This window comes from Sphingobium yanoikuyae (genome assembly GCF_013001025.1).
Lineage (GTDB): Bacteria > Pseudomonadota > Alphaproteobacteria > Sphingomonadales > Sphingomonadaceae > Sphingobium > Sphingobium yanoikuyae_A.
In genome coordinates this window covers 4818447-4845099 of sequence record NZ_CP053021.1, presented here as the reverse complement: position 1 = coordinate 4845099, position 26653 = coordinate 4818447, and the positions used below count along the sequence as shown (strand labels likewise).

The window sequence follows — 26653 nt, the reverse complement described above, 5'->3', positions numbered from 1 at the left end:
CGTGCTGATTTCGGCAGTAAAGCCGGAGGGCGCGCCTTCGGTGTGATCCGACTATTTGGGGCACGCAATCTGCGATTAGGGGCGATTTGAGCAGGAAGGCGGCCCCGACCTTTCGGCCGGGGCCTCGTGAAGCCGCCTCAGTCTGCGCGGCGGCCGTTGGGGCGGGACCAGATCAGCGAGTAACCTTCGCCGTCCTCGTCATCGAAGAGGTTGGCGTAGATCGGAGCGTTGAAGCTCGGATCGTCGAGCTTGAGGCCCAGATAGTCGCGGCCCTCGTTGGAGCGCTTGGACCAGGCGGCGCCGATCTCGGCGCGGCCGACCAGGACCCGGTGGCTGGGGGCGTTCTCGCCGCTGGCGCGCAGGTCGGGGACGATGCGCACGCCTTTGGCCTGGACGCTGAGGGTGACGATTTCGCCGCCGAATTCGTTCGAGCCGGTCTTCTTGAAGGTGCCGATGGTCGCCATTGTAAGTCTCCGTTTTCCGTTTCGAGCCCGCACCATTGCGGCCTCGATGGCGATCGACCGGACGAAGGCGAGCGACGACACATCGCTTGCGACCGCAGCAAAGCGGAGGATGGCGCAGGCGCGACTTTGTTGTTTCGCGAGGAATGACGGCGCAGCCGGCAGGGGAAGAAAGTCGGGGCCAGCCGTTGTGGCTTAGGCGCTCGAGGCAAAGCCGTCCTTCGGCCAGATCAGGCCATTGAAGAGGACGTTTTGACGCGGGTGCTGGACGGATCGACGGCGGAGACGGCGGCGACCTTCGCATTGGCCCGGGAAGGCCGACCGGCGATCACAGGCGTAGACCTCCCTCGAACAGGCCTGCGCTGCGAATTTCGCCATTCCGCCAGCTCTGACGGAACGCCTCGACGCTGAGGGGTTGCCGGCCACGATGTCGTTGCCGCCCCGACGCGCTCCATCGTTCCGTGACAGGTGGGGGCAGCGGGTGCTTCGCGTCGCCGCTTCCCCATCGGGCGACCAGATGGCGTGGAGGACAAAGGCATGTGCCGCTGGATCCCGCCGCGATGGGCGCTGCGGGTTTAGGCGTGGGACACATGCCCGGCAGATGGGTCGGAGGCCGCCATTCCAGTGATGCGCACGAAGGCGACGATGCCGACCGCGATCGCTCCGATGACCGAGAACACGGTCTGCCATGTCTCCGATGGCATGGTGTGTTTCACGATGCCATGGGTGGCATGGAATCCGGCGACGATGGCCGGGGCGACGAACGCTGCGGCGATGAGCAGGCGTGGCCAGGTCGGACGGACGGTGGCGAGCAGGAATTGGCCGATGCCGAAGGTCAGGCCGGCGGCAACAAAGCCGACGACAATCGCGCCGAGCCAGCCCGCGCCGGTGCCATAGGCCCATGTGCCGGCAGTCACGCCCGCGATGAACGGGAGAGCGAACACCGCAAGCGTGAAAAGGAGCCAGCAGAGGAAGCCGATGGCGGCGATGCTGAGGAGAATGCCGATGAAGATCATGGTGGTGTCTTTCGTCGAATGTCAGACGGACGCGCCACCACCACCACCACGGCGCACATGCGAGATTAGCAGAATTCGAGCCGCCGGGGGAACCGAAGCGTGAAGCGTCCACCGATTGCGCGACCCGGTTCGCCTCATGAGGCGAAGGGGTCGATTTCACCGACGATGGCGTCGTCAGCGCCGTCATATTCCGACGCCGGAGTGACGGAGAGCGTACCGTCGCCGGCGCGATAGATGATGATGGCGGCCATCAGGGTGGTAGCGAGGCTGAAGGCGAAGGCGTGAGCGGTTTGGAAGGACATCGACCCGGCTCCTGTTTGAGCGGAGGTCCATCCCCCGCTGACAGGCGCCCGAAGAGTTCGGCCGGTGGCCGCAATCACCGTGCAGGCGAAGCCGGAGCGGCGGCACGCCATGCGTAGTCCGACCCTTTACGGGTTGATGGCGTCAGGCCATCGGCTGAACCCAAGGATCAGCGTCTTGAAGCGGGGGTGGTCGTCCGATCAGGAGACCGGGTTGTCTGCCTGCCGCGAGGACTGTTGCTGCCGGATCGCCCGGCCTCACCTGCGCTGCCGGTGGCCGGATGTCAGCGCCCGGCCTTCCAGGGATCGATGACCGTGACATTCGCGGCGTCGAATGCGCTGCTGTCGCGGGTGGCGACGGCAAAACCCTTGGCGGCTGCGATCGCCGCGATATAGCCGTCGGGAGTAGGGAAGCCTTTCCCGGCCGCTCGGGCTTTGACGGCGAGATCCGCGTAGCGGCGCGCAGCATCGACATCGAATGGGAGGACGCGGTGTGCGAACAGTTCCATCACCCCCTCCAGAGCTTCGGCGAGCCGATCCTTGCGCTTGCCGTCGGGAAGCGCGCCGATGCCGAACATCAGCTCGGCGATGGTGACGCTGGAGAGAAAGAGCGTTTCCGCCGCCTGCTCGTCGAGCCAGGCCCGCACGGCGTCGTCGGGCGCGGGCTTCATCCCCTCCGACATGACATTGGTGTCGAGGAGGATCATTCGAAGCTCATCGGCTTGGCGGGCGTCTTGTCGCGTGATTGGTCGAGGGCGTCGATGTCCTCATTGGTCAGGCCGAGCCTGCGGCTGCGTTCTGCGAGCGCCGTGCCAAGCCGCAGGCGGGTGTCGGGGCGAACAGCCGCTTCGAGGATGTCGCGCATCTCGGCCTCGGCACTGCGGCCGTGCTGCGCGGCGCGCACCTTGAGTGCGCGGTGCGTCGCGTCGGACAGGTTCCGGATCGTGACGGCTGGCATGATAGCGTCTCCTGCAAAATTGATAGCGATGATAGCGATGATAGCATAATATGGAAGTTGCTATCGTTTTTCAAGGTGAAGGATACCGGCGGCGCCTACGCGCCGCCCGAGCCGAAGCGATAGACCGGGATGCCCATCTTGCGGGCCTTGTCGGCCAGGTTGTCCTGAATGCCTGTGCCGGGGAAGATCACGACCCCGATCGGCACGATACTGAGCATCTGGTCATTGCGTTTGAACGGTGCGGCCTTGGCGTGCTTGGTCCAGTCGGGCTTGAAGGCGACCTGCGGCACCTTGCGGCTATCGGCCCAGCGAGAGGCGATCTTTTCGGCGCCTTTCGGCGAGCCGCCGTGCAGCAGCACCATGTCGGGGTGCTTGGCGCGGATCTGATCGAGCTTGGCCCAGATCTGCTTGTGGTCGGCGGTGTCGCCGCCCGAGAAGGCGATCTTCGGCCCGGTGGGAACGAGCACCTCGGTTTCCGCGCGCCTCCTGGCGGCGAGGAAATCCCGGCTGTCGATCAGCGACGCTGTGAGTTGGCGATGGTTGACCCGTGATCCGGTGCGTTGCGACCAGGGTGAGCCGGTGGCGACGAGGTAGCGTCCAGCGGCGGCTTCGCGGAAGGTTTCCATGCCGTCGCGGCGGTCGATCAGGTTCATGCCGATGTCGATGAGGCGCTCGAGCTGAAGGGACTTCACCTCGGAGCCATCCTGTTCGCGCTGAAGCTGCCTTTGCGCCTGCTCGTTGTCGTCGAGCTTCTGTTCGATGCGGTCCACTGCACGGTGGAACATATTGACGGTAGACCAGAGGAGATCGGGGAGATCGAAGTCGAGGCTGGTGTCGGTGATCGTGGCGACCAGGGCGTCGAAGATGTCGGCGACGGCGCCTTCGATGATGCGGTCTTGCGGTGGCGGGCGCTGGTCCAACTCGTCCTCGGAGGGGCGGTAGCCGTGGAGCTGCAAATCCTGGATCAGATGGTCGGTCGGGGATGACTCGTGGTGCGGTTCGTAGTCGTCGTGCTCGCTCATGGGATGCTCCGTCGGCAAGGACCGCGACCATCGCGGCCTTCATGGCGACGAAGCCGTCGGGCGGGACGGACCTGCACCCTGAGAGCGTGAGCCGAAGGGCCGAAGCGTCAGCGGAGGATGGCGAAGGCCGGCGATTTTGTTTCGCGATGGAAAGACCCGAAGGGTCGCCGGAAAATCGTCGGCCGCAGCTATTGCCGATCCGGCCCGGCTGATGGCCGATCGCCCTCTCGAAGGCCGAGGCGCGTTCCTCTTGCCGTCACTGGCGCATCGTTGCGGGCATGGCGGCTGCGCGCCACCTGTCAGCCCCTTCCGGCTAAGCGGCCAGGGCCATGAAGCGTGCGACGTCCTCCGGAGCGAGCTGCACTCGAACGCCTGCCCGAAGCGCATTGATACCGAGCCGCCGCAGATCCTCGTTGAAGTCCCCGAATGCTGGCGACAATGGAATGGCCTCGATTCCCTCGGCGTTCGCCCGTTCGATCAGTATGTCCCGCGCGCCGTCACCGGCCGGATCGTCGTCTCGGACGATATAGAGCCGCCGCAAAGTCGCCGGGAACAGGATGGCGGCCAGATGTGCTGCCGAGAGCGCCGGCGCCATCGCCATATCGGGCAGGACCTGCCGGAGCGACAGCATGGTCTCGATACCTTCGCCTGCCGCCATTACGCTGCCGGGTGCACCGATGCGGACGGCATTGCCGAGGAGATCGCCCATCGCCTTGCGCGGTGTGCCGATGGGGGCTTTGTCGGAGCCGTCAGGCGCAAGCCAGGTGCGGTGCGCGCCGGTGATCTTGCCAGCGAGGTCGGTGACGGTGGCGATCATGGCGGGCCAGGTCTCGGTCGGGCCATCGTCGGGCTTGTAGTAACAGCGGGGGTGGAACCGCAGGTTTCCGGTTCCATGCAAAAGCGTAATGCCGCGTCCGCGCAGATAGGTCTGCACAATGGTCCCGGTAATCGGCTGCGTCATGGCGATGAGGCGACGTGCGGCCTCGGGCGACCCCGATGGCGCCGGTGCCAGTCCGCGGCGTGATGCCGGCTCCGGTTCGGGGTGCGGCAGGCTGAGGAAGGTGCGCGCCTCTTGAGCAACGTCTGCGAAGTCGATGAGGCCGAGCGATTCCCGGATGATGTCGAGAAGGTCGCCATGTTCGCCGGTGGCGGCGTCCGTCCATTTGCCCGCTGGTCCCTTCGGTGTATCGCGCAGGCGCACGAACATGGAGCGGCCTGCGGCATTACGAGCATCGCCAACCTGCCAGTAATTGCCCTGCCGGTGGCCGTTGGAGAGATAGTGGCGGCAGACCGCCTCGGCCTGTCGGCCGAGACTGTGTGCCAGTTCAGAAGCGTCCTGCCGAGCCATCACGCTGCCTCACGCTCGCTAATCCGCTCGACCGGATAGGTGGCGAGCAGCTTGCCGATGATGGCGGGACCAGAGGCATCGACCGGAACGAAGAAGCGCAGCTTCCACGAGATGATCTCGCTGAAGAGGCCATAGGCGCGCAGGCGATCCCGCATGGTGTCGGTGAAGCCGGACAGTTCGATCCGGTTCGCGCCCATGACGCGCGCGCGGCGAAGGTGGAGCCCGCTGGCCAGGTCGAGGATGGTGCGACCATCCACCAGAGCGGCGTAGGCATCATCGCTGCTGAGGTTGGCCGTTCCCGTCGCGGCGGCATTCATGGCCCAGGCGGGCGAAACCCGCCGCCCGATGATGCGTTCGCCATCGTCGGTCTGGAGCCGATAGACGCGCGTCGACTCGTTCGGCAGGCGCTTCCACACCGGCAAAAGCAAACCGCTGACCATGTGGATGGCGCCATCGGTATAGGCCGGCACTTCGGCGACTTCACGTTGCCAGACCGCTGCAAAGCTGTCGCGAGCGGCTTCCTCCCAATGGCTGTCTTCCATCATGGCGAGGCTTGCGTGGTGCTGTTCCATCGGCCGGATCAGGCGGACGCGACGTTCGATCTCGCCGTCGTCGAGCATGATGGACGGCGCTGGCACCTGGACAGCAGCGCGTCCTGAACGCGCGTTGATGAGCAGCCGGGCATGCGGATCGTCGAGCCAGTCGAGCGCGGTATCGAGTGTGGTTGGCTGATTTCGGCGGCGCTCGGTGATGGTGAGCAGCCGCGTCTGCGCGCCCGTTGCCGGATGGGTGTAGATGGTCGTGCGCTCAGCGACGACGAAACTCTCCGCCGTCAGTGTTTCCAGCCCGACATCATAAACGCCGCTGGCGATGGCTCCGGCCACCTTGGCGTCGAGCAATTGCTCGAAGGCGGTGAAGAGGATGCCCTGAAGCTCGATGGTCAGCGCCAGCAGGCGGTTGAGGAACGTGGTGATCGGCGGCAACTCGTCCTTGATGCCGTTGTCATCGGTCAATTTCAGGCCGGTTGCGGACTCGAAGCGACCCAGCGAGCAGCCCTCGACCTTGCCGCGTACGATCAGGAGATAGAGCTGCCGCAGCGCATCGCGGGCGTAGCTGGATTCCAGATTGTCCTCGGGCCGGAACAGGCCCTGGCCGCCGGTCTGGCGCTGACCGCGCGTGATCGCGCCCAGCGTATCGAGCCGGCGTGCGATCGTGGACAGGAAGCGTTTCTCGGCTTTGACGTTCGTGGCGATCGGGCGGAACAGCGGCGGCTGCGCCTGGTTGGTGCGGTTGGTGCGACCCAGACCCTGGATGGCGGCGTCCGCCTTCCACCCGGGTTCGAGCAGATAATGCACGCGCAGACGCTGGTTCTTCGCTGACAGTTCGGCGTGATAGCTGCGGCCGGTGCCGCCGGCGTCGCTGAACACGAGAATGCGCTTCAGGTCGTCCATGAACGCAGCCGTCTCGGCAAGGTTGGCGGATGGAGCGCGGTTTTCGACAGCGAAGCGCTCGCCGTTGCGGACGATGCGCCGGGAGCGCCCCGTCACCTCGGAGACCATATCTGTGCCGAAGCGCTGCACAATCTGATCGAGCGCCCCCGGAACGGGAGGTAAAGACGCAAGGCGTTCGATCAACTCGTCACGGCGTGCGACAGCTTCGCGGCTCTCGACAGGGTGGCCATCGCGATAGACCGGGCGCGAGGACAGATTGCCCTCGCCATCCGTGAACGGCTCGTAGAGCTGGACCGGAAAGGAATGGGCCAGATAGTCCAGAACATATTCGCGCGGCGTGATGTCGACGCGAATATCGTTCCATTCCTCGGTTGGGACTTCCGCCAGCCGGCGCTCCATCAGCGCTTCGCCGGTCGAGACGATCTGGACGACAGCGGCGTGGCCGTCATTCAGGTCACGTTCGATGGACCGGATCAGCGTGGGCGTTTTCATCGACGTGAGCAGATGGCCGAAGAAACGCTGCTTGGCGGACTCGAAGGCCGAGCGGGCGGCGGACTTGGCCTGGCGGTTCAGTGTGGCTCCCTCGCTATCTGGGCTGCCGGTGATGTTGGCCGCCTGCATCGCGGCGTCGAGATGATTGTGGATGACGGCTTATCGCGAGGTCGCGATAATGCGCAGGAACGTGGCGAAGGCCCGCAAAGCTGCTGAGCATTTCGCCACGTCCTTCACATTATTTCACAAGGCATCGAGCCACTCCATCAGGCTGGCTTCTCGTTTCCACGAAGGTGGCACGTTGCTCGCCGCCGGCGCCCCTACCTGCTCGAGCGCCTTTCGTTTGGTCTCCAGATTGGCCTGTGCGTAGTGGTTGGTCGTATCGAGGCTGACGTGTCCCAGCCAACTGCGGATGACGGTGATGTCGACCCCGGCAGCGACAAGGTGAACGGCAGTCGCGTGCCGGAAGCTGTGCGGCGTCACATTTTTGGACCGAAGCGACGGCACGGTTTCTGACGCCTTTCCTACATAGGAGGCGAGTTTGAACCGCACTCCCGAGGCGCCCAGCGGCTCACCATATCGATTGACGAAGATCCGCTGATCTGGCGCGCGCGGGTGACGTTCCAACAACTTCCTGAGCAACGTCACGGTTTCCGGCCAGAGTGGACAGATACGTTCCTTGCGACCCTTGCCGTAAAGACGCACGAAGTTCGGTGCGTCGAACCGGATCGCCTCGGGACAGAGGTCGAGGGCCTCCTGGATGCGCGCGCCGCTGTTATATAGGAACGAGAGTAGCACGTGGTCGCGCATTCCCTCGATTGTCGACCGGTCGGGCTGAGCAAGGATCGCTTCGACCTCCTCCGGCTCGAGATAGCAGGGTGCAACGGTAGGCTCCCGCTTGAGCGGGACGGTCAGGACCTCGGCGCATTGCGCGATGTATTCGGGATCCTTGTCAGCCACGAAGCTGAAGAAGCTGCGGATCGCGGCGAGCCGGCAGTTGCGTGTACCGATCGTGCCCCTGCGCCCATGCTCGGTGTGGTGGAGGAACGCGCGAACCTCTCCGACCGAGACGTCGGCCAGCATGATCCGCGCGACCCCGCCGCCCTTTCGCTCCGCGATGAACCGAAGCAACAACCGCCAGGTGTCGCGGTAAGACCGGATCGTATGGACAGATGCACTGCGTTGCTCAGCCAACCATTCCTGAAAGAACGCCCGCAACAATGCGGGGAAGAGATTGCCCTTCGTCATGACCGCGCCTCCATCGTGAGGCATCGGGCGCCGACGGTCCGGAACCGCTCGCTTGCTTCCTGCAGCAGGTCCTGCGTGACGGTGATGTAGACCAGCGTGGAGTTGATGTCCCGGTGGCCCATGTAGGTGGAGAGGAAGCGCAGTTTGTCCTGCGGATTGACGCCGGATCGATACCATTGAAGGATCCGGTTCACGACCATCGAGTGGCGCAGGTCATGAACACGCGGCCCTGTCCGCCCGGTCGGGGCCTTGAACCCGGCACGGCGCATGACGTTGGTGATCATCGTTGAGACCGTCACCGGGGTATAGCGATCATTGAAGTGCTCGTGCCAGAAGAGCCCGGACCGAGGATCCTGTGGGGCGCCAGCGCGCCGCCTTGCATCGATATAGGCCCGTAATTCGGCCATGACGCTGCCGGTTAGCGGCAATATCCTGGTCTTGTAGAACTTCGTTTCCCGCACTGTGATCGTGTCTGATTGAAGATCGACGTCACCCAGATCGAGCCCGGCGAGTTCACTACGGCGCAGTCCGGCACAATAGGCCAGAACCACCATGGTGTAGAGAACCATCGGCCGCAGCGGCGCGTCCGGCGACGGATAGGAGCGGGCAACGTCGAGCATCTGCCGAACGTCGGCCGGGCTGAAGATGTGCGGTCGTCGATGCTCTCGTGCCACTTCCCGCTCGGGACGGGCGTTGAAGCGTTTCGGTGGGATGCTGGGATCAAGGCGATACCGCGCCTTAGTCAGGAGGCGCCCGAGCTTCTGGCATTCAGCCGCGTGATTGCGGGTCAGCTTGGCAGTTGCCCAGCGCGCCAGCATCGTCTCAAGCGATGCCCCTGTCAGTTCCGGGGTCGCCTGGAGGAACCGATCGAACCGCAATAACCAGTGAGCCTGAGTCTCATACTGATACCCCCGGCTCCGCATCAACGCGACATGCTCACGCATGAAGTCCCCCAGCGAGCTGCCGAAGGGCGCGGGGCGTCGCAATGCGGCCAGGGCTCCGTCGGGATTTGCGGAAGCCAGCGCTCGCCAGATCGGCTTGCTTTGTTTGACGTTGTATTGACGGCGAAGCACGGCAACGGGATTATCTGCGATCAGCCCGATTTCGACGAGGTGGTCGAGGAAGCGATCGACAATGCAGACCTGGTTGAGCAGCGTCGGCATTCGCCAACGTTTTTCCATTTCCTTCAGCCAGACTTCGAGCATCTGCCGGTCGACCGCCGGATGACGCTGGGCTACATTCTCGAAGCTGCGAAGGAACCAGCGATAAGTCGGCCTGCTTCCCTGCCGGAACTGCGATTTTTCCAGGAAGGCGTCGATGACCGTGCGATCGGGATCGTGCCAGGCGCTCATGGCAGCACCTCCGATCCGGGCACGTCGAGCGCCACGGCTCGGAGATCATCTGTCGCCAGCTTGAGATAGGCGTTGGTGGATTCGGTGGATCGATGTCCGAGCACGTCGCCGATGATCTTTTGCGGGACCGACGCCCGCAGCATTTCGACCGCCCGCGCGTGGCGAAAGACATGCGCTCCTCGCTTTCCCGGCGGCTCGACGCCAGCGGCTGACAACCGCCCGCGGATCATGCCATACAGGTTTGTCATTGCGATATAGGGCGCGCAGGACCGGATGAAGATTTCCCGCCCCTCAACCTGGGGGCGCCCATTACGCAGATAGTCGAGGAGCGCCTCACCAACGGGCGCCAATAGCGGCAAGTAGGAGTACGCATTGGTCTTGGTGTGACGGATACGCAGGGCTTCTCCGCGCCAGTTCACGTCTTCAAGCCGAAGGCGACAGATCTCACCTTCGCGCAACCCATATGTGGCAAGCAGTTGAAGTACCGCAAAATCGCGCAGTCCCCGCGGCGATCCATCCTTCTTCGTCGCCGCCAGCACCGCGGCGATTTGGCGCCTGTCCAGCGTCGAGGGCACGTCTTCATAGGCGTAGAGCATGGGGCCGATGATGTGCGGCGTGAGATCCATCGGGATGCGCCTCGTCCGATGCAGATACCGCACCACCGACCGGAGCCGCTCAGCGACATCGGCCAATGATTTGCGCCGTAATCCAGGGGCGCGCATGTCCATGTAGAGATCGACCTCCCCGATGCTCAAGGTGTCGAGGCTGGCGGCCCCGCCCCGTTCGAACTGCCATCGCAGGAAGTTCCGTGCCTCCCACAGAAGCGCCGAGATGGAAGCGCTCGCCAGACCGCGCTCGTCGCGCAGCCATGCCTCGTATTCGCAGCAGATCGCCTGCCGATACGCGGTTTCCGGTTCGGTCATCTCTGGCTCGGGCGGCCATTTGCCTTGGGCAAGCCGGAGCAGTTTGTTGATCGATGTGCGGGGCAACATCTGCCAGCGCGCACAGGGAGGCCGCCCGTACTGGGCTTCGAAATCCTGAACTGCATAGGCAAGATACTGATCGACCTGCGCCAGCGTCACAGTTTCCACCTGCACGCCGCACTCGGCCAGATAATCGAGAAACGCGCGGGCGTACAGGCGATGGTTCGCTACGACCACCGGGTTATAATTCTGCGTCGTGAGCAAATTCGAGAGTTCGGCGATCAACTCGTCGTGCAATTTCAACATGCTTTTATCCTCAGCTGGTCCAGAGACCGCCGAGGTTCGCAATCAAAATAATGCGCAGCAACATCGCCCCGCATTAGGAGAATCCACGTCGCTGCCGCGTTCCTTCACATTATCGCGACCTCGTGATAAGCGATCTTATGCGCAGCTGCGCATAAGACAGCGAAGGCGCTGGCGTAGGCATCGTAGATACGCCGCTGCTCGTCGGTCAGGGCGTGCTCGATCAGCTCATATTCGACGCCATCGTAGGAGAGCGATCGGGCGGTATAGAGGCCCAGCGCACGCAGGTCGCGGGCGAGCACTTCCATGGCCGCGACACCGCCGTCCTCGATCGCCTCGACAAATTCGGCGCGGGTGGTGAAGGGGAAATCCTCACCGCCCCACAAGCCGAGCCGCTGGGCATAGGCGAGATTGTGGACGGTGGTCGCGCCGGTAGCCGACACATAGACGACGCGCGCGTTGGCCAGGGCGTGCTGAAGCCGAAGTCCCGCGCGTCCCTGCTGTGAGGCGGCAACGTCGCCGCGTTCTCCCTTGCCGCCTGCGGCATTGGCCATGGCGTGGCTTTCGTCGAAAATGATCACTCCATCAAAATCGGAGCCCAACCATTCGACGATCTGCCGGACACGGGAAACCTTCTCACCACGGTCGTCGGACCGTAGCGTGGCATAGGTTGCAAACAGGACGCCTTCCGACAGCGTGATCGGCCGCCCTTGCGGGAAGCGCGACAGCGGCGTGACCAGCAGACGCTCCATGCCGAGCGCGGACCAATCGCGCTGCGCGTCCTCGATCAGCTTGTCGGATTTGGAGATCCAGACCGCCTTGCGGCGACCGCGCAGCCAGTTGTCGAGGATGATGCCGGCAGATTGACGGCCTTTGCCGGCCCCGGTGCCGTCGCCGAGCATGAAGCCGCGCCGGAAGCGCACGGCGTTTTCGGCATCGGGCTTGGCCGCCTGTACGAGATCGCAGGTCGCATCGACGATCCAGGAGCCGGCGAGGAAGTCCGAATGGGCTTCGCCGGCATAGATGACGGTTTCGAGCTGGGCGTCCGACAGGAGATCGGTGATGTTCGCGGGCAGCATCGGCCGATAGGCGGGCTTGGGCGGTGCAACGCTCGCCATGGCCGCCGACTGCACGAGCTTGGTGGGGTGCGCCTGAGAACTGGCAATACGGATCGACTGCAATCCGTATTCTTCATAGATCGCGTCCGTGAGGTGGGTGCCTTCCGGCGGCGTCCAGTCCATCGTGTCGTAGGCGAGTTCAACGCCCTGCGGGTCCATGGTCGAGCATGTGGCCGGACGCTCAGTGGCGGTGCGTGCGAGATAACCCCGCACGGTGCGGGGCGCCGAGCCCGACACGGGCGGCGCGATGTCGGGCAGTGTGACCGGCAGGCGCGGTGGAATCTGCGCTTCGATCCATGCGAGCAGCGTAGCGACGTCGGGCGCAACGCCGGCGGACCCAGGGAACGTGGCCGTGTCTTCGGCCGGCAGCTTGTCGATGACGGTGAGCCGCGTTTCGATGCTCGTGCCATGCTTGGCATAGACTGAGCCGTGGATCGCCGCGGTGAAGACGACGCGGCTACGCTCCTGAAGCCGGGCGAAGGTGTCGCGCCAGGCCGGTTGCTCGGGGCCGAAGTTTGCGCCGGTGATCGTCACCAGACGCCCGCCATCGGCAAGCCGCGCCAGGGCCGAAGCAACATGACGCGCAGCGGCGTCGGCGACCCGACCGGAGACGTTCGCCATCACCGAGAAGGGCGGGTTCATCACGATGACGGAAGGGACGGCGCACGCTGGAAGGTGGTCGTCGATCTGGGCGGCGTCGAACCGCGTAGCGACAAGGGCTGGAAAGAGCTGGCCAAGCAGATCGGCGCGGGTTTCCGCCAGTTCGTTGAGGAGCAGCGAGCCGCCGCTGATCTCGGCGAGGATGGCGAGAAGACCCGTGCCTGCCGACGGCTCCAGCACAATGTCGTGCGGTGTGATCGCGGCGGCCGCGATCGCGGCGAGGCCGAGCGGGACCGGCGTCGAGAATTGCTGAAGCGCCTGGGCTTCCTCGGAGCGAAGGGTGTGCGTCGGCAGAAGGCCGGTGATTTTCGACAGCGCGGAAAGCCGTGCAGTCGGAGTGCCGGCTTTACGGAAAAGCGCACGTCCGTATTTGCGCAGGAACAGGACGGTCGCGCCTTCACAGGCTTCGTAGGCCGTCTTCCAGTCCCAAGCGCCACTCGTGTCGGAGGCCTCGAAAGCCGTTTCCATGGCGATGCGGAGATTGGCGTTGTCGATCCGCTGGCCGCGTTCGAGCAGGGTGAGAAGCTGATGGGCGACGGCGATGATGGCGGACGCGCGGGCAACGGGCGCAGCCGGACCGGCCACGGGGGACATGATGTTCATGGATCGGAACCTCGGGAGAGCGGGAACGGGAAGCCCGGACGGCGCTCTCTCTCGACCGCGCGGACTCAAACCCGTCCCGGCGGCCCTCTCACTCTCGAACACGTCGCTGCCGACATGAAAAAAGCACCTCGACCGAACGGCAGAGGCGCTTTGAGAGGTCAGGCCCAGTGTCCGTCGGTGATCTCGCGGGCGACGAGCCTGCGCGCCTTGCGGATCAGGTCATCGCCGCTGGTGTCGATGTGCCCGAAGAACCGGGCGCGCGCGCCGTTCGCGGTCCAATCGGTATAGGCGCAATATTCGCAAGCCCCGGCCCGGAAGGCCCGCATGTCGCTGGCCCAATGGGGCTTGGGCTCCACGACGACGGTGATCCCGTCTCTGGTTTCCAGCCAAGGGAGAGACCGCTCGGCGGGCGGACGCTCGGAATCGGCGGCGAAGATGGCATCGATGTCCATCATGACGCTTCTCCGGGCATGCCCGGATGGATGAAGCCGCCAGGATCGCCGGGGTCGGGCGGCAGGTAGGCGTCATAGGGATTGCCGTCGGCGAGGTGGCCGAAGGGCGTGAAGACGAAATCACCATCGTCTCGTCCCACCGCGTAGATGACGTAACGCGGGGCGCCGGTCACGGCATCGAGGCATTCCATGAGCGCAAGGTTGCCGTCACCGGCAGCGCGCAGCAGCGTCTGAAAATTGCTCTGGGCATAGGACGGGATGCTCATAGCGGGCCTCCCTCGTCGGAGAGGGTCTGGTCGAGCCAGCCATCGGTGTAGATCCAGTCCACGGTCTCCCCGCTGGCGAGATCGAGAACATGCGCGCCGCCCCCGAAGCCGTCGAGCCGGGGCTTCGAGCAGGTGTTGGCATATTGGAAACCCCAGCGGCCGCTCAGGCGGAATTCTGCGGCGCAGCGCTTCACAAACTGGATAAGGCGCTCGGGATCGCCAGTGACGTCGTCGCGCATCCAGAGCTGCGTGCCGCCATGCTCGGGCTGGATCGACAGGAGGAAGCCCTCGGAAGGCGGTTCCTCCGATGCGCCAGCCTCGGAGAGGCGGTTGTAAAGGTCGAGCGCGCGGGCGGCGTTCTCGGGCGTGCCGACATCGAGCAGGCACGAGAAATGGGTGAAATAGTCGGCCATGACAGGCTCCTGAAACGAGAATGCCCGGCCCGCGCGGCACAGCCGTTCAGGCTGCCAGCCGTGGGACCGGGCGGTGTGGAAGATCGGGGTGAGATGCGCGGGACGAACGGCGCCGCCCCGCGCGATCCGCGCTATTCGGCGGCGACGGCGTGCTGGACTTCATCCTCATCGGTGTCTTCGTCCTCGCCGTCCTCGGTGAGGAAGTCCGGCAAGGCGGTGTCTTCGCCGGTATCGGCCTGATCGCCATCGATGGACGCCAGGCGCAGCGGTTCGGGCAGCCAGCCGCTGTCGGTCAGAAGGCGTTCGGCTTCCTTGGCCATGTCGCCCTTCTTCATGTGGTCGATGAGCTGCGCGGCCCGCTCGCCGGCGCCTTCGCGGACGGCCTCGAGAATGCGGGGCTTGGTCACGCGGCCGAGATAGTTGCTGACCGTGGGCTTCCAGCCTGCAGTCACCATGTTCATGCCCGTAGCCCGTGCGAGCCGGTCGGCCTGCGCCAGACGCACGTCGAGGCCATGCTGGCTGACGCCCGAGCCGGAATAGGGGTTCGGACGCTCGAACAGCGCATTGACGCCGTAGCTGACGCAAAGCGCCAGAAGCTCCATGCGCGTGCCGTCATCGAGATCGGTCAGCCAGGCCCAGAGCGCCTGATCGTCAGCGGGGATGTGATCCCCCCAGCGTTCGTGGCGATCGTTGACCGCCTGCGCCGATGGGCTGTCCTTCAATTCCTCGGACTGGGCCGAGAAGAAGATGTGGCGGACATTGGCCTCGAGGCAACCGGACGGGTTGGTGTGGATGAAGATGTCGCTCAGAAGCTTGTGCAGCAACATGGTCATGGCGACGTGCGGATGTTCCGCCAGCGCGTTGCGCAGCGCCAGGGTGCGATGGGCGGTCAGCTCGATCACGAGACGCTCGGGCAACGGCTTGATGCCGTCTTCCTCATCATCCTCGGGCTCGACGGGCTTGCCGCCGATGGTGATGACCGCGCGTTGGACGGCCGGCGTATCGGGCTGGTCGCCGTCGGAAGCCTCGCCATCGGGCTCGGCCTGGGGCTCATCCTCGGCGCGGACATAACCGCGGTCGATCGACAGCGAGCCGTCGGCGTCGAGGCTGACGAAGGCGCCGGCGATTGCGATGTCGGCTTGATCGTAGCTGACCGAACGGTTCTCGAAGGCCTCCAGGGTCCGCTCGATCTCGCCGAGACGTTGATCGATCGCGTCGGGCAGCTCGTCGGCCTCGGAATATTCCGCTTCGATCCGGTCATATTCCTCGCGCAGCGCTTCGCGGGTCGCACGCTCCTCGTTGGTCAGATCGACCGTGGTGCCGGAAAGCTCACGCAAGCCGTGGTCGTGGCCATAGGGGAAGCTCACCGCGACCTCGATCCACTTCCAGCCTTCTTCGGCGATCTGATCGGCGGTGGCTTTCAGCTTCTCCGCCACCATACGGTCGAGCAGGACGGGGTCTTGCAGCCAACCGCCGTCGTCGGACTGGAAGAGATCGCGCAGCACGATGCCGCCTGAGGCCTCGTAGGTATCGACACCGACGAAAATGGCCCGTTTGTCCGAGGCGCGTACCGCGGTCTCGGTCAGCATCCGCCGGATCTGATAGGGCTCCTTCTGCCAGCTATCCTTGATCGCATCCCAGACCTGCTCCTGACGGGCATGGTCGGGGCTGACAGTGAAGGCCATGAGCTGTTCGAGCGTCATGCCGTCATCGGCATAGATTTCGAGCAGGGTCGGCGAGACGGAGGTGAGGCGCAGGCGCTGCTTCACCACGGTGACGTTGACGAAGAAGGCAGCGGCGATGGCCTCCTCGGTCATGCCCTTGTCGCGCATGGCCTGAAAGGCGCGGAACTGGTCGAGCGGATGGAGCGGTGCGCGTTCCATGTTCTCGACCAGCGATACTTCGTCGACGAGGATGTCGCTGTTGGCGTCGCCGATGACGCAGGGCACCGTCGCCGTCTTGGCCAAACGCTTCTGCTTCACGAGCAGTTCGAGTGCGCGATAGCGGCGACCGCCAGCAGGCACTTCGAACATTCCGATCTCCGCGCCATCGGCGTCGAGGACGGGACGGACATGGAGGCTCTGGATGAGGCCGCGCCGGGCGATGGACTCGGCCATTTCCTCGATCGAGACGCCGGCCTTGACGCGGCGGACGTTGGACTGGCTCAGCACCAGCTTGTTGAAGGGGATGTCGCGCGCCGACGACAGGGTGATCTTCTGGATGGCACTCGCCATGTTCGTTACTCCGCGACGGGCGGCCGGGAGACTCTCTCTCGACCTCCAACCCGTCACGAAGCGAAGCGCCGCCCTCTCACTCTAAGAAGGGCAGCGCCGCAGAAGCGGAAAGGCGTGAAGCCGGAGACCTGCTTTCCCGCCTTTCCGGTATTCATATTCGATCACGCCGCCTGCCGTTCGTCGCCGGCCATGGTGTCGTCCGGGCCGAGATCGGCGTCGGGCAGGAAGCCGAGCAGCCAATCGGCGGCCTTGCTCGCCTGGGAGGCGGCGCGGACGATGGCGCGATCGTCCTCGCGCAGCACCTCCAGCCAGGCGCCGATATAGTCGGCATGGCGGACGGTCGGTACGATGCCGAGAGACGCGCAGCAGAAGGCCGCGTTGATCTCGGCCACCAACTCCTCGAAGGCGTATTTCTTCGTGCCGAAACCGCCGGTCAGATCGCGGCCGAGCCGGGAGGCGTGGCCGCTGGCGTGCCCGAGTTCGTGCAGGGCCGTGCGGTGCCAGTTTATCGGCTCGAAATAGGCCTGCGGCGGCGGCACCTGCACATAGTCGTGCGCCGGCACATAGAAGGCGCGATCGCCGCCGATGCGGAAATCGATGCCCGTCGCTTCGATCAGAGCCTCGACGCGCGGCTCGATGAGGTCAGGCGGCGGCGGTGGAGCGATGGCGGCGATGTCGTCCGGCAGGCCGTCGCATTGCGCGGCGTTGAAGACGGTGAAGCGTTTGAGGAATGGAATTGCAGCGGCATCCTCGCCGGTCTCGCGAGCGCGGCGCTTCTCGTCCTCCGGCGTGAAGCGGTCGGCATAGACGACGATCGTGCCATGCTCACCCTTGCGGACATTGCCGCCCAGCGACAGTGCCTGGCGGAAGGTGAGCCAACTCTGGCCGGGGAAGCCGTGCTGGATCACCGCCCCCCAGAGGATGAGCACGTTGATGCCGGAATAGTGCCGTCCGGTCGCAGCGTTGCGGGGCATGGCGAGCGGCGCCTTGGCTGCGGCCGATCCCCATGGCTGGACCCAGGGCGCACGGCCCGCCTCAAGCTCGGCGATGATCTTGTCGGTGATGTCGTCATAAAGGCTCGCCCGGCCTGAATTGGCGCGGGCGCCGTGGTTTTTCCTAAACATCGCGGTTCTCCGCGACGGGCGCCGGAGACCTCCTCTCCAGCCCTCAACCCGTCACGGGAAACCCGTCCGCACTCTCACTCTATGGGGGGCGTTGCGGGGCAGGCTGTGCAAAAACTCATTCGTCTAATCCGCCGCCACCAGCACCGCGACGCGCGTCTCACCCCGCTGGCGTCAGTCGCTCGACACCGAAGGCATTTACTGCATGGAGGATGTTGAAGGCGACAATCGAGAGAGCCGCTTCGGCCTTTACCGCTCTGAGACCTCGCGTGAGGAACCTTCCGCCGCCGGACATCCGTTTAATCGTGCCGAAGGGGTGCTCTACAGTACATCGGCGGGTCACCATCAAGCTCGGATCCGCGTAGATTCTGGCCTCCATACGATCCAGCGCCGCCTGGTCGAACAACCGATGGATGGTCCGTTGGGCGCCCCACGTGCATCGGCTCTTCAGCCGACAGTCTTTGCATGCGGACGTTCTATATCGGATCGCACGGTTGCGGGTATGTTTGCCGGATGGTCTCAACGTCTTGCCGGCGGGGCACCGGATTGTGTCGGTCCCCTCATCATACACGAACTGCGCTGGCCGGAAAAAATCGGTGCTCATGGCGCCGCGTTTGATCGGCGCCGCGACCTCAATATGGTCGCGCTCGCATTGCGCGACCGCCTGGGCGTTGGAGTAACCGCCGTCGGCCAGGACTTTGAGCTCGTTAACCTCAAGCACCTCCATCGTCGCCATCGACATTGGATGCAGGAGCTGGCTGTCGTTTGCCTCGTTGGTCACGTCGTGATGTATGATCAGGCCGCTATCTACATCGACCACGCTTTGCATGTTGTAGCAGGGTGTCTTGGGAGAACGTCCATAGCCCATCGGCCGCGCGTCGGACTCGCCAAAGACCAAAGCCGTCTCGTCGCGATCCTTCAGGATGTCCTGCCGGCGCACGAGCCTGTCCTTGCGGCGCCCGAGGGTCTCGATCGCAGTGGTGAACGCCTCCCGATGTTTGGGCTGATCGTCGAACCCCTGGGCCACTGCCTCATCTATGATGTCGAGCCGTTCAAGGTAGTAGGCGATCTCCTTTTCGGTGTGCGCAACGTCACGGGCCAGCCGGTCGGCGCCAGCGATGTTCTTTGGGCTCGCGACCGCGCGCATCTTCGTCCCGTCCAGCGCGACCAATCGACCGCTGATCAAGCCGGTTTCGCGGCAGAACTGGATGAATGCAGCGCTGGCGCCGACAATGGCTTCCGGATTGTCATGACGAAAGGAGGCGATCGTTCGGTAATCCGGGGCGAGCCGGCGCATTAGCCAAAGCGCTTCGAGGTCGCGGACACACGCTCGTTCCAATTGGCGTGAGGACCGTACCTGGTTGAGGTAGCCCCAGATGTACAGCCGGAGCATATCGCCTGGATGGTATCCAGGGCGGCCGGTGACCGCAGCGATAGCACGACCGAAGCCAAGCTCTGCCAAGTTCAAGCTGGTAACAAAAGCATCGACGACTCGGACCAATGCGTCCGGGGAAACATAGTCATCAACACAAGGAGGAAGCAGGCTGACCTGGTCTCGTGCGAGTCCCTCAATAAAACTCATGCACACCCCGGCGTGGAGGATGGGAAGATAATTGGATTCTACACTGACAGGTTCATGAGTAAAAGCTTGTTCTTGGCTTTGAACATCTGCGCTAGGTGGCGTAATAACTCATTACAGATGTTGCGGGCTTCCGAGAAGGATGAGGTCAGAATCGCCGGGTTCTCCGTTACGTCGAAGCAGTGGCCGCTTGCGCATCGAGCTGCCACCCGTAGCTTTTGGAATCCGGTACGAGATCGGCGATGGTGAACTGATCGAGGTGTCGCGCGAAAGCTTCCAGCGCGCCTGCCAAGGCATGGCGCAAGCCGCATGCGGGCGTCACGACGCAGCTGTTGGTCGCCGCGTCGAAGCATTCCACGAAGGTCCCGGTGTCTTCCATGGCGCGCATGATCGAACCAACGTTCAGGGCATTGGCGGGCCGCGCCAGCTTGAGGCCGCCGCTCCGACCGCGCACGCCCTCGACAAATCCTTCCGCAGCCAGTCGCTGCGCCACCTTCATCAGATGGTTCTTCGAGATGCCATAAGCGTGTGCGATCTCGGCGATCGAATGATGGCCGTCCTTCACGGCCAGGAACATCAGTGTGCGAAGGGCATAGTCGGTCTGGACGGACAATCTCATAAAAGATGCATATCATATATTGGTTTTATCCGCCAACGCGCGTAAACCATGCATAGGAATACATCTTAATCGAGTCGAGGCAGGCAATGACGTCGAACCATGCCGAGCAGGCGCGGGCGCGCAAGATGGCGGACGCGCTCGCCTGCGGAATCGATGATGCTTTCATCTCGCAACTCGTGGAGCGGTTCTACAGCACCGTCCGCCAGGACGACATGCTCGGCCCGATCTTTGCGGAACGGATCGGCGACTGGCCGCATCATCTGGCGCGGATGAAGGATTTCTGGGCCTCGGTCATGCTCGAATCCGGGCGCTTCAGCGGCAATCCGATGCGCAAGCACATCGCGATCGGCGGGCTCGATGAGGCGCATTTCGCGCGCTGGCAGTCGCTCTGGAACCAGACGCTTGACCGGATCGCGCAGAACGCCGCGGTCGCGGATCGGTTTCGCGAAGCGGCACTGCGCATTGGCGAGAGCTTGCTGACCGGCATCAAGATCGACCGCGGCGGCCTGGCGGCCATTTCCGCGAGGGCCTCGTCATGACGCCCGCCCCCTATGGCGCCTCGCCGATCTTCGATGAGCAAAGCCTGCCTGATGCCCTACGCAACGATCATCGCACCAAGGCGGGCACCTGGGGATTGCTGCGGGTGCTGGACGGCGAAGTGCGGCTCATTTTCGTCGATCCGCCGAGCGAGCAGCTTGTGACGCCCGACAGGCCCGCGATCATCCCGCCGCAAGCAACCCATCATGTCGTTCCGCTCGGCCCCATGACGATGCAGGTCGAGTTCTACCGGGAACGCCCGTTCCTTGGCGAAGACGCCGGCCGTGGATGACTTCGCCCTTGCTCGCGCGGTGCATGTCATCGCGGTCCTGTTCTGGATAGGCGGCGTCGGCTTCGTCACCCGGGTGCTGATGCCGACGCTGAGGACAACGGAACTGCCTCAGGACCGCCTGCGCCGTTTTCAGCAGATGGAGGCGCGCTTTGCCTGGCAGGCGCGCCTGTGGGTGTTGCTTGCCGGCGCAAGCGGCCTGTGGCTGGTGGCGCGCGCCGATTTGTGGAGCCGCTTCCTCGACGCCCGGTTCTGGTGGATGCACCTGATGGTCGCACTCTGGACCGTGTTTGCGCTGATGTTGTTCGTGATCGAGCCGTTGCATCTTCATCGCCGCCTCGCCAATACACAGTCACCAGAGGCGGATTTCGCTCGAATGATACGGCTGCATCAGTTATTACTTGTTGTCAGCGTCATAACAATTTTCGGCGCGGTAGGCGGCAGCCACGGACTGTTCTGACCGGAGGGGATTTGGGGCATGAAGAGCTATCAAACGACATTCAGCATCAATCGGCTCTGGATCATCCTGTCGGTCGGCATGGTGGTCATGTTCGGCATCCTGCTGCTGCTCGGTCAGCAGATCTACCAGCAGGCGCCGCCCATTCCCGAAGCGGTGAAATCGGCCTCAGGCGAAACCTTGTTCACGCGCTCCGACATCGAGGCCGGGCAGAATATCTGGCAGTCGATCGGCGGCATGCAACAGGGCTCGATCTGGGGCCATGGCAGCTATCTGGCGCCCGACTGGAGCGCCGATTGGCTGCACCGGGAGGCGGAGGCATTGCTCGCCCTATCGACTTCGCCGGTACCTGAGGGGGTATCCGCGACGCAAGCGGAGGCGATGCGAAAGGCCGCGCTGCAGGAGGAAATGCGCAGGAACACCTATGACCCCGCATCCGGCGTCATAACGGTCAGCGACGCGCGCGCGCGCGCGATCAGGCAGGTGCAGCAGCACTTCGTCAGCCTGTACGATGGCGGCGACCCCGCCTCGCTCCAGCTCCGCCGCGACTATGCCTTTCCGGTCTATGGCGAGCTGTCGGAAGCGGAAGCCCGGCAGCTTGCCGCCTTTTATTTCTGGACGGCATGGGGCGCGACCACGAACCGTCCGGGCCAGACCATTACCTATACCAGCAACTGGCCGCACGAACCCCTGGTGGGCAACAGCCCGACCACCGGTACATTGTTGTGGAGCCTTGCGTCTGTCATCCTGCTGCTTGCCGCAGCCGGGGCGCTGATCGCTTATTATGCCAAGCAGTTTGACGTCTGGCGCGGCGACATCCTGCCCGAGGATGGCATGGCGACCTCCGACCTACTGGGGCAGGCGGTCATCACGCCGTCGATGCGGGCCACGGCGAAATATTTCTGGGTCGTCTGCGCGCTCTTCGTGACGCAGGTGCTGCTCGGCATCGTCACCGCCCATTATGCGGTCGAGGGGCAAGGGCTCTACGGCCTGCCCTTCGCCGAATATCTTCCCTACACGATCACCCGCACATGGCACACGCAGCTCGCGGTGCTGTGGATCGCCACGGCGTGGCTGGCGACCGGGCTCTATGTCGCGCCGATGCTCGGGGGACGCGACCCCAAATTCCAGCGGCTCGGCGTCAACTTTCTGTTCGTCAGCCTTCTGGTCATCGTCATCGGCTCGTTCGCCGGGCAATGGGCGGCGGTCCATCGCTTCTTCACCAACCTGACGGCGAATTTCTGGTTCGGGCACCAGGGCTATGAGTATGTCGACCTAGGCCGTTTCTGGCAGATCTACCTCCTGATCGGCCTGTTCCTGTGGGTGGCATTGGTGGTGCGCGCACTCCGGCCCGTGCTGCGCCGGGAGGGCGGCAAGTCTCTCATCTATCTCGTGCTGGTGTCGGCGCTCGCCATCGGGCTGCTGTATGGCGCCGGGCTGATGTGGGGCCAGCATACGAACATCGCCATCATGGAATATTGGCGCTGGTGGGTTGTGCACCTGTGGGTGGAAGGCATTTTCGAGGTCTTCGCGACCGCCATCATCTCGCTGCTGTTCGTGCAGATGGGGATCCTGCGAACCTCCACCGCCACCGTGATGGTGCTGTTCGCGACGATCATCTTCCTGTTCGGCGGGGTGCTCGGGACCTTCCATCACCTGTATTTCAGTGGGACGCCGACGTCGGTGATTGCGGTCGGCGCGATGATCTCGGCGCTGGAAGTGGTGCCGTTGCTGGTGGTCGGCTTCGAGGCCTATACGCGCCACAAGGTCGAGCATGAGGCCGAGTGGGAACGAATCTACCACTGGCCGTTCATGTTTTTCGCCGCCGTCCTGTTCTGGAATCTGGTCGGCGCCGGGCTGTTCGGCTTCCTCATCAACCCGCCGATCGCGCTCTATTATATGCAGGGGCTGAACACGACGGCCAACCATGGCCACGCCGCGCTGTTCGGCGTCTATGGCATGCTCGGCCTTGGCCTGACGCTCTATTGCATGCGTGGACTGACCGACGTCACGCGGTGGAACCAGAAATGGATCAGGATTTCCTTCTGGTCGCTCAATATCGGCCTTGGCATGATGACGTTCCTGTCGCTGCTCCCGCAGGGCATCCTGCAGACCTACGCCAGCATCGAGCACGGCTATGCCTATGCGCGCTCGGCGGAGTTTATCCATAGCCCGATCATGCAGGCGCTGGTCTGGGCAAGGGTGCCCGGCGACATCGTGTTCGCATTCGGTGTCTTTGCGTTCGCATGGTTCATGGTTCAGGCGTTCATGCACGGCAGGAAGCCGACTCCAGAAACGGCGGCCATTCCAAAGCCGGCGCTTTAGATCCGCCACTCCGCTTCCCGGCTGTACCCCGGTTTTCAACGGACGGCCGGCTAATTTCGGGCGTTGGTCGCTCCCGGCCAACACCATTTGTCCGTGAAACGGCTTCAGGATCGCCGGACAGGCTTGCCTGATCCGTGGGTTTTAGCACAGCCTGGGGGATATCCCCGCAGAAGCGGTCGGGCGAGACCCAAGGCTCGACCGCAGGGGAAGGCTTTCCCCCTTTGTCCCAGCTTTCCGTCCCGGATGTGTTTCCTTGAAAACTGTCAGAAAACTGCGTATATTACTGACAGAAGAATGACGATGACACGGCTGACCGAACAGATTCTGTCGCATATGGCGGGTTTGCCCGAGGGCGCTTCTGTGTCCGCTAAGGGGCTGCTCCATCTCGGCAATCGCGCAGCGGTGGACCAAGCCTTGTCGCGTCTGGCCGAGCGCGAACAACTCATCCGGGCTGGGCGCGGTGTCTATCTCCGCCCCGTCGTCAGTCGGTTTGGGACGCGAGCGCCGTCGGTGGAACAGGCCGTGGAGGCCCTTGCCAGCCAGCGTGGCGAGACCATTGTCTCGAACGGTGCGGCGGCCGCAAACGCGCTTGGCCTGACAACGCAGGTGCCGGTTCGTTCGGTCTATCTGACCTCTGGGCGCAGCCGGAAGATGAATCTCGGCAAGCAGGTCGTGGAATTGCGGCATGCCCCGCGCTGGCAATTGGCCCTGGCCAACCGTCCGGCGGGGGAGGTTGTGAGGGCGCTGGCCTGGCTCGGCCCTGATAAGGCTGAAGCCGCGCTCACGGCGTTGAAGCGCAAGATGCCGCCCGGCGTGTTTGGCGAACTGGTCGCCGCTGCGCCGCAGCTGCCTACCTGGCTTGCCAGGAGCGTGGGCAAGGTCGCGTATGAAACCAGAGAAATGACGAAATGATACCAAAGCAGATCAATGACCGCTCGGGAGGGCGCAATGGCTGAAACCCAAATCGAATGGACTGACGCCACATGGAACCCCGTTGCCGGCTGCTCGATCATCACCGCCGGCTGCACCCATTGCTATGCCATGGAGATGGCTAAGCGCCTTGAGGCCATGCACATCCAGAAATATGCCGGTCTGACCCGCAAGAGCGGGCAGAGGACGGTCTGGAACGGCGTTGTGCGTGAGGACCGGGATGCGCTTGCGATTCCTTATGGCTGGCGCAAGTCGCGCAAGATTTTCGTCAATTCGATGAGCGACCTGTTTCACGAGCAGGTCACGGACGCCTTCATTCTCGATGTCTGGAAGGTGATGCGTGAGACGCCACGCCATAATTATCAGATCCTGACGAAACGGCCTGAGCGCATGGCGGAACTGGTCGCCACCAAGATCGGAGAGGTGCTGCCGAACGTCTGGCTCGGCACGAGTATCGAAGACGGGGACGTGGTGGACCGGATCGATGCCCTTCGTGCTGCGCCGGCCGCGATCCGTTTCATATCGTTCGAACCTTTGATCGGGTCTGTGGGGACCGTCGACCTGCGCGGCATCCATTGGGCTATCGTGGGCGGGGAAAGCGGGAAGTCCGCCCGTCCCATCCGGGAGGAATGGATCGACGAGATTTATATCCAGTGCCTGTCGGCTGGCACAGCCTTCTTCTTCAAGCAGTGGGGGACCTGGGGCAAAGACAACAAGAAGCGATCGAAAAAGGCGAACGGCCGCGAATATCGCGGTCAGACCTGGGATGAAATGCCCACGGCGGCGCAAGCGTCCGCGTGATCGTCAGATAGGCTTGGGGGGATGCTATGGTTGAGAAGCGATACGAGTGGGCTGACGGCGCAAAGCTTGAGGAGCATTCGCGGCGCAAACACAAGATTCTCCGTGAATATGTCTTCGATTACCTGACCGTTCGCTGCAAGCTGCCGCAGCAGGAACGTTTTCGGCTGGCCATTGTCGATGGCTTCGCCGGGGGCGGCCGCTACCAGTGCGGGACATCGGGTTCTCCGTTGATCTTCATCGAAGAGTTGAAGCGAGCCACCGAGGCCGTGAACACGCATCGCGCGGCACAGGGCTTGAACGCGATCGAGGTCGAGTGCCTGCTGGTCTTCAACGATGCCAGCCGTGATGCGATCGAACTTCTAAAAACGCATGTGGCGCCGCTCCAGGCCGACATCGTCGCGACCTGCCCGAAGCTCCATCTGCGCGTCGAGTATCTCAACGAGTTTTTCGAAACCGCTTATCCCAAGATCAAGCGCTTCCTGGAGCAAGGACGCTATCGCAGCGTGATCTTCAACCTGGATCAGTGCGGCCACAGCCATGTCGAGCGGAATACGATTCTCGACATCATGCACTCGTATCCTGCGGCCGAGATCTTCTACACCTTCGTCATCAGTTCCTTGCTGGCGTTCCTCCAGAAAGACCAGCCGGAGCGCCTGCGTGCGCAACTCGATCATCTCGGTCTCGCCAGCGGCGATGTCCAGGCACTGGACGGGTTGATGAGCCAGAAGGATTGGCTCGGAACCGCAGAGAAGATCGTCTTCGACGCTTTCCGGCTTTGCGCGCCCTATGTGAGTCCGTTCTCGATCAACAACCCTGGCGGTTGGCGCTATTGGTTGATCCACTTCGCCAACGCTTATCGGGCACGGCAAGTCTACAACAATATCCTCCACGACAATGCCAGCCTTCAGGCTCATTTCGGCCGATCGGGCCTCAACATGTTGTCCTATGACCCGCGCCATGATGAGGGGATGCTCTATCTCTTCGATGACAATGGCCGTGCCTCGGCCAAGACCCAGCTTCTTGATGACGTCCCCCGTCTCGTGACTGAAGCTGGCGATGCCATGTCGGTGATGGAGTTCTATGAGAGCATCTACAACGTCACGCCGGCGCATGCCGATGACGTCCATGCCGCGATCATCGAGAACCCCGATCTTGAGGTGATCACGCCAGCCGGTGGCGAGAGACGCAAAGCGAATACGATCGGCGTCAATGACATCATCAAGGTGAAGACCCAGCGCAGCTTCTTTCCGATGTTTTTGGATGCCGGAAAAAGCCCGCAGGGGCGGAAGGAATAGTCCTCGCCATCATCCTGAGGCCAGCCGAGGTTGGCCAGGCACGAGTCAGATTTTGCCTCCTACTGGGCGAAGAGTGAGGCC

At 63.6% G+C, this 26653-nt stretch carries 24 protein-coding genes and 2 pseudogenes; 7 read left to right on the top strand and 19 right to left on the bottom strand.

Annotation, left to right across the window (positions count from 1 at the left end):
• Positions 1-137: 137 nt before the first annotated feature.
• The 19 genes and pseudogenes from HH800_RS23315 to HH800_RS23225 form a co-directional block, all read right to left on the bottom strand.
• Positions 138-464 carry a DUF736 domain-containing protein gene (locus HH800_RS23315; RefSeq protein WP_041535876.1) on the bottom strand — a complete coding sequence of 109 codons (327 nt, stop codon included), beginning with the start codon at positions 462-464 and terminating at the stop codon, positions 138-140.
• Positions 465-1036: 572 nt separating this feature from the next.
• Positions 1037-1477, bottom strand: a complete 441-nt coding sequence (locus HH800_RS23310) for a hypothetical protein (RefSeq protein WP_169862711.1) — start codon at positions 1475-1477, stop codon at positions 1037-1039.
• 134 nt (positions 1478-1611) lie between these two features.
• Entirely contained in the window at positions 1612-1779 is a 168-nt protein-coding gene (locus tag HH800_RS23305; RefSeq protein WP_169862710.1) for a hypothetical protein, read from the bottom strand.
• 281 nt (positions 1780-2060) lie between these two features.
• Positions 2061-2483: a type II toxin-antitoxin system VapC family toxin gene (locus HH800_RS23300; RefSeq protein WP_169862708.1), complete on the bottom strand. Its 423-nt coding sequence runs from the start codon at positions 2481-2483 to the stop codon at positions 2061-2063.
• The gene (locus HH800_RS23295; protein WP_169862687.1) at positions 2480-2734 is read right to left on the bottom strand and encodes a FitA-like ribbon-helix-helix domain-containing protein; all 255 of its coding nucleotides are present in this window, start codon (positions 2732-2734) and stop codon (positions 2480-2482) included. Before HH800_RS23295 ends, HH800_RS23300 begins: the two co-directional genes overlap by 4 nt.
• Positions 2735-2829: 95 nt before the next feature.
• Positions 2830-3756, bottom strand: a complete 927-nt coding sequence (locus tag HH800_RS23290; RefSeq protein ID WP_169862685.1) for a DUF2493 domain-containing protein — start codon at positions 3754-3756, stop codon at positions 2830-2832.
• Between the two features lie 313 nt (positions 3757-4069).
• The gene (locus HH800_RS23285; RefSeq protein ID WP_169862683.1) at positions 4070-5104 is read right to left on the bottom strand and encodes a DUF7146 domain-containing protein; all 1035 of its coding nucleotides are present in this window, start codon (positions 5102-5104) and stop codon (positions 4070-4072) included.
• Positions 5104-7206: pseudogene (locus tag HH800_RS23280) on the bottom strand (strawberry notch C-terminal domain-containing protein); the annotation flags it as partial. The gene HH800_RS23285 and the pseudogene HH800_RS23280, both read right to left, overlap by 1 nt.
• Before the next feature lie 84 nt (positions 7207-7290).
• Positions 7291-8295, bottom strand: a complete 1005-nt coding sequence (locus HH800_RS23275; RefSeq protein WP_169861176.1) for a site-specific integrase — start codon at positions 8293-8295, stop codon at positions 7291-7293.
• Entirely contained in the window at positions 8292-9647 is a 1356-nt protein-coding gene (locus HH800_RS23270; protein WP_008832422.1) for a tyrosine-type recombinase/integrase, read from the bottom strand. Before HH800_RS23270 ends, HH800_RS23275 begins: the two co-directional genes overlap by 4 nt.
• Entirely contained in the window at positions 9644-10876 is a 1233-nt protein-coding gene (locus tag HH800_RS23265; RefSeq protein WP_008832423.1) for a site-specific integrase, read from the bottom strand. The genes HH800_RS23270 and HH800_RS23265 overlap by 4 nt, the downstream gene beginning before the upstream one ends.
• Positions 10877-11028: 152 nt before the next feature.
• Positions 11029-13254: pseudogene (locus HH800_RS23260) on the bottom strand (strawberry notch-like NTP hydrolase domain-containing protein); the annotation flags it as partial.
• 158 nt (positions 13255-13412) lie between these two features.
• The gene (locus tag HH800_RS23255) at positions 13413-13709 is read right to left on the bottom strand and encodes a hypothetical protein (RefSeq protein WP_169862681.1); all 297 of its coding nucleotides are present in this window, start codon (positions 13707-13709) and stop codon (positions 13413-13415) included.
• Positions 13706-13972, bottom strand: a complete 267-nt coding sequence (locus HH800_RS23250) for a DUF6117 family protein (protein ID WP_169862679.1) — start codon at positions 13970-13972, stop codon at positions 13706-13708. Before HH800_RS23250 ends, HH800_RS23255 begins: the two co-directional genes overlap by 4 nt.
• On the bottom strand, positions 13969-14385 hold the full coding sequence (locus tag HH800_RS23245; RefSeq protein WP_169862677.1) for a hypothetical protein: 417 nt from the start codon (positions 14383-14385) through the stop codon (positions 13969-13971). Before HH800_RS23245 ends, HH800_RS23250 begins: the two co-directional genes overlap by 4 nt.
• 131 nt (positions 14386-14516) lie before the next feature.
• Positions 14517-16619 (bottom strand): ParB/RepB/Spo0J family partition protein, encoded by a 2103-nt coding sequence (locus HH800_RS23240; protein ID WP_169862675.1) that lies wholly within the window; start codon positions 16617-16619, stop codon positions 14517-14519.
• A 161-nt stretch (positions 16620-16780) separates the two neighbouring features.
• Positions 16781-17743 carry an ArdC family protein gene (locus HH800_RS23235; RefSeq protein WP_169862673.1) on the bottom strand — a complete coding sequence of 321 codons (963 nt, stop codon included), beginning with the start codon at positions 17741-17743 and terminating at the stop codon, positions 16781-16783.
• Between the two features lie 157 nt (positions 17744-17900).
• A complete protein-coding gene (locus HH800_RS23230; RefSeq protein WP_169862671.1) occupies positions 17901-19322 on the bottom strand; it encodes an IS1182 family transposase in 1422 nt (473 codons plus the stop codon).
• Between the two features lie 166 nt (positions 19323-19488).
• Positions 19489-19938, bottom strand: coding sequence for an RrF2 family transcriptional regulator (locus tag HH800_RS23225; RefSeq protein ID WP_065846908.1), 450 nt, complete (start codon positions 19936-19938; stop codon positions 19489-19491).
• A gap of 125 nt (positions 19939-20063) precedes the next feature.
• Between HH800_RS23225 and HH800_RS23220 the strand changes: the two genes are divergently transcribed.
• The 7 genes from HH800_RS23220 (at position 20064) to HH800_RS23190 (ending at position 26572) form a co-directional block, all read left to right on the top strand.
• A complete protein-coding gene (locus HH800_RS23220) occupies positions 20064-20477 on the top strand; it encodes a group III truncated hemoglobin (protein ID WP_419248216.1) in 414 nt (137 codons plus the stop codon).
• Positions 20474-20767, top strand: coding sequence for a DUF1971 domain-containing protein (locus HH800_RS23215; protein WP_010335699.1), 294 nt, complete (start codon positions 20474-20476; stop codon positions 20765-20767). Before HH800_RS23220 ends, HH800_RS23215 begins: the two co-directional genes overlap by 4 nt.
• Complete coding sequence (locus tag HH800_RS23210; RefSeq protein WP_010335700.1) at positions 20760-21224, top strand: membrane protein; 465 nt, start codon at positions 20760-20762, stop codon at positions 21222-21224. Before HH800_RS23215 ends, HH800_RS23210 begins: the two co-directional genes overlap by 8 nt.
• Before the next feature lie 18 nt (positions 21225-21242).
• Positions 21243-23546 (top strand): nitric-oxide reductase large subunit, encoded by a 2304-nt coding sequence (locus tag HH800_RS23205; protein WP_065846910.1) that lies wholly within the window; start codon positions 21243-21245, stop codon positions 23544-23546.
• A 300-nt stretch (positions 23547-23846) separates the two neighbouring features.
• On the top strand, positions 23847-24458 hold the full coding sequence (locus HH800_RS23200) for a DUF6088 family protein (protein WP_169862668.1): 612 nt from the start codon (positions 23847-23849) through the stop codon (positions 24456-24458).
• Positions 24459-24473: 15 nt separating this feature from the next.
• Complete coding sequence (locus HH800_RS23195) at positions 24474-25277, top strand: DUF5131 family protein (protein WP_235681948.1); 804 nt, start codon at positions 24474-24476, stop codon at positions 25275-25277.
• A 26-nt stretch (positions 25278-25303) separates the two neighbouring features.
• Positions 25304-26572, top strand: coding sequence for a three-Cys-motif partner protein TcmP (locus HH800_RS23190; RefSeq protein ID WP_169862666.1), 1269 nt, complete (start codon positions 25304-25306; stop codon positions 26570-26572).
• The last annotated feature ends 81 nt before the right edge of the window (positions 26573-26653 follow it).

Coding starts and splice junctions, on each gene's coding strand:
- HH800_RS23310 (WP_169862711.1), bottom strand. CDS start 1,477: ATGATCTTCATCGGCATTCTCCTCAGCATCGCCGCCATCGGCTTCCTC.
- HH800_RS23215 (WP_010335699.1), top strand. CDS start 20,474: ATGACGCCCGCCCCCTATGGCGCCTCGCCGATCTTCGATGAGCAAAGC.
- HH800_RS23300 (WP_169862708.1), bottom strand. CDS start 2,483: ATGATCCTCCTCGACACCAATGTCATGTCGGAGGGGATGAAGCCCGCG.
- HH800_RS23220 (WP_419248216.1), top strand. CDS start 20,064: ATGGCGGACGCGCTCGCCTGCGGAATCGATGATGCTTTCATCTCGCAA.
- HH800_RS23200 (WP_169862668.1), top strand. CDS start 23,847: ATGACACGGCTGACCGAACAGATTCTGTCGCATATGGCGGGTTTGCCC.
- HH800_RS23270 (WP_008832422.1), bottom strand. CDS start 9,647: ATGAGCGCCTGGCACGATCCCGATCGCACGGTCATCGACGCCTTCCTG.
- HH800_RS23305 (WP_169862710.1), bottom strand. CDS start 1,779: ATGTCCTTCCAAACCGCTCACGCCTTCGCCTTCAGCCTCGCTACCACC.
- HH800_RS23295 (WP_169862687.1), bottom strand. CDS start 2,734: ATGCCAGCCGTCACGATCCGGAACCTGTCCGACGCGACGCACCGCGCA.
- HH800_RS23285 (WP_169862683.1), bottom strand. CDS start 5,104: ATGGCTCGGCAGGACGCTTCTGAACTGGCACACAGTCTCGGCCGACAG.
- HH800_RS23225 (WP_065846908.1), bottom strand. CDS start 19,938: ATGAGATTGTCCGTCCAGACCGACTATGCCCTTCGCACACTGATGTTC.
- HH800_RS23290 (WP_169862685.1), bottom strand. CDS start 3,756: ATGAGCGAGCACGACGACTACGAACCGCACCACGAGTCATCCCCGACC.
- HH800_RS23250 (WP_169862679.1), bottom strand. CDS start 13,972: ATGAGCATCCCGTCCTATGCCCAGAGCAATTTTCAGACGCTGCTGCGC.
- HH800_RS23255 (WP_169862681.1), bottom strand. CDS start 13,709: ATGATGGACATCGATGCCATCTTCGCCGCCGATTCCGAGCGTCCGCCC.
- HH800_RS23245 (WP_169862677.1), bottom strand. CDS start 14,385: ATGGCCGACTATTTCACCCATTTCTCGTGCCTGCTCGATGTCGGCACG.
- HH800_RS23205 (WP_065846910.1), top strand. CDS start 21,243: ATGAAGAGCTATCAAACGACATTCAGCATCAATCGGCTCTGGATCATC.
- HH800_RS23265 (WP_008832423.1), bottom strand. CDS start 10,876: ATGTTGAAATTGCACGACGAGTTGATCGCCGAACTCTCGAATTTGCTC.
- HH800_RS23240 (WP_169862675.1), bottom strand. CDS start 16,619: ATGGCGAGTGCCATCCAGAAGATCACCCTGTCGTCGGCGCGCGACATC.
- HH800_RS23190 (WP_169862666.1), top strand. CDS start 25,304: ATGGTTGAGAAGCGATACGAGTGGGCTGACGGCGCAAAGCTTGAGGAG.
- HH800_RS23230 (WP_169862671.1), bottom strand. CDS start 19,322: ATGAGTTTTATTGAGGGACTCGCACGAGACCAGGTCAGCCTGCTTCCT.
- HH800_RS23315 (WP_041535876.1), bottom strand. CDS start 464: ATGGCGACCATCGGCACCTTCAAGAAGACCGGCTCGAACGAATTCGGC.
- HH800_RS23235 (WP_169862673.1), bottom strand. CDS start 17,743: ATGTTTAGGAAAAACCACGGCGCCCGCGCCAATTCAGGCCGGGCGAGC.
- HH800_RS23275 (WP_169861176.1), bottom strand. CDS start 8,295: ATGACGAAGGGCAATCTCTTCCCCGCATTGTTGCGGGCGTTCTTTCAG.
- HH800_RS23195 (WP_235681948.1), top strand. CDS start 24,474: ATGACCGCTCGGGAGGGCGCAATGGCTGAAACCCAAATCGAATGGACT.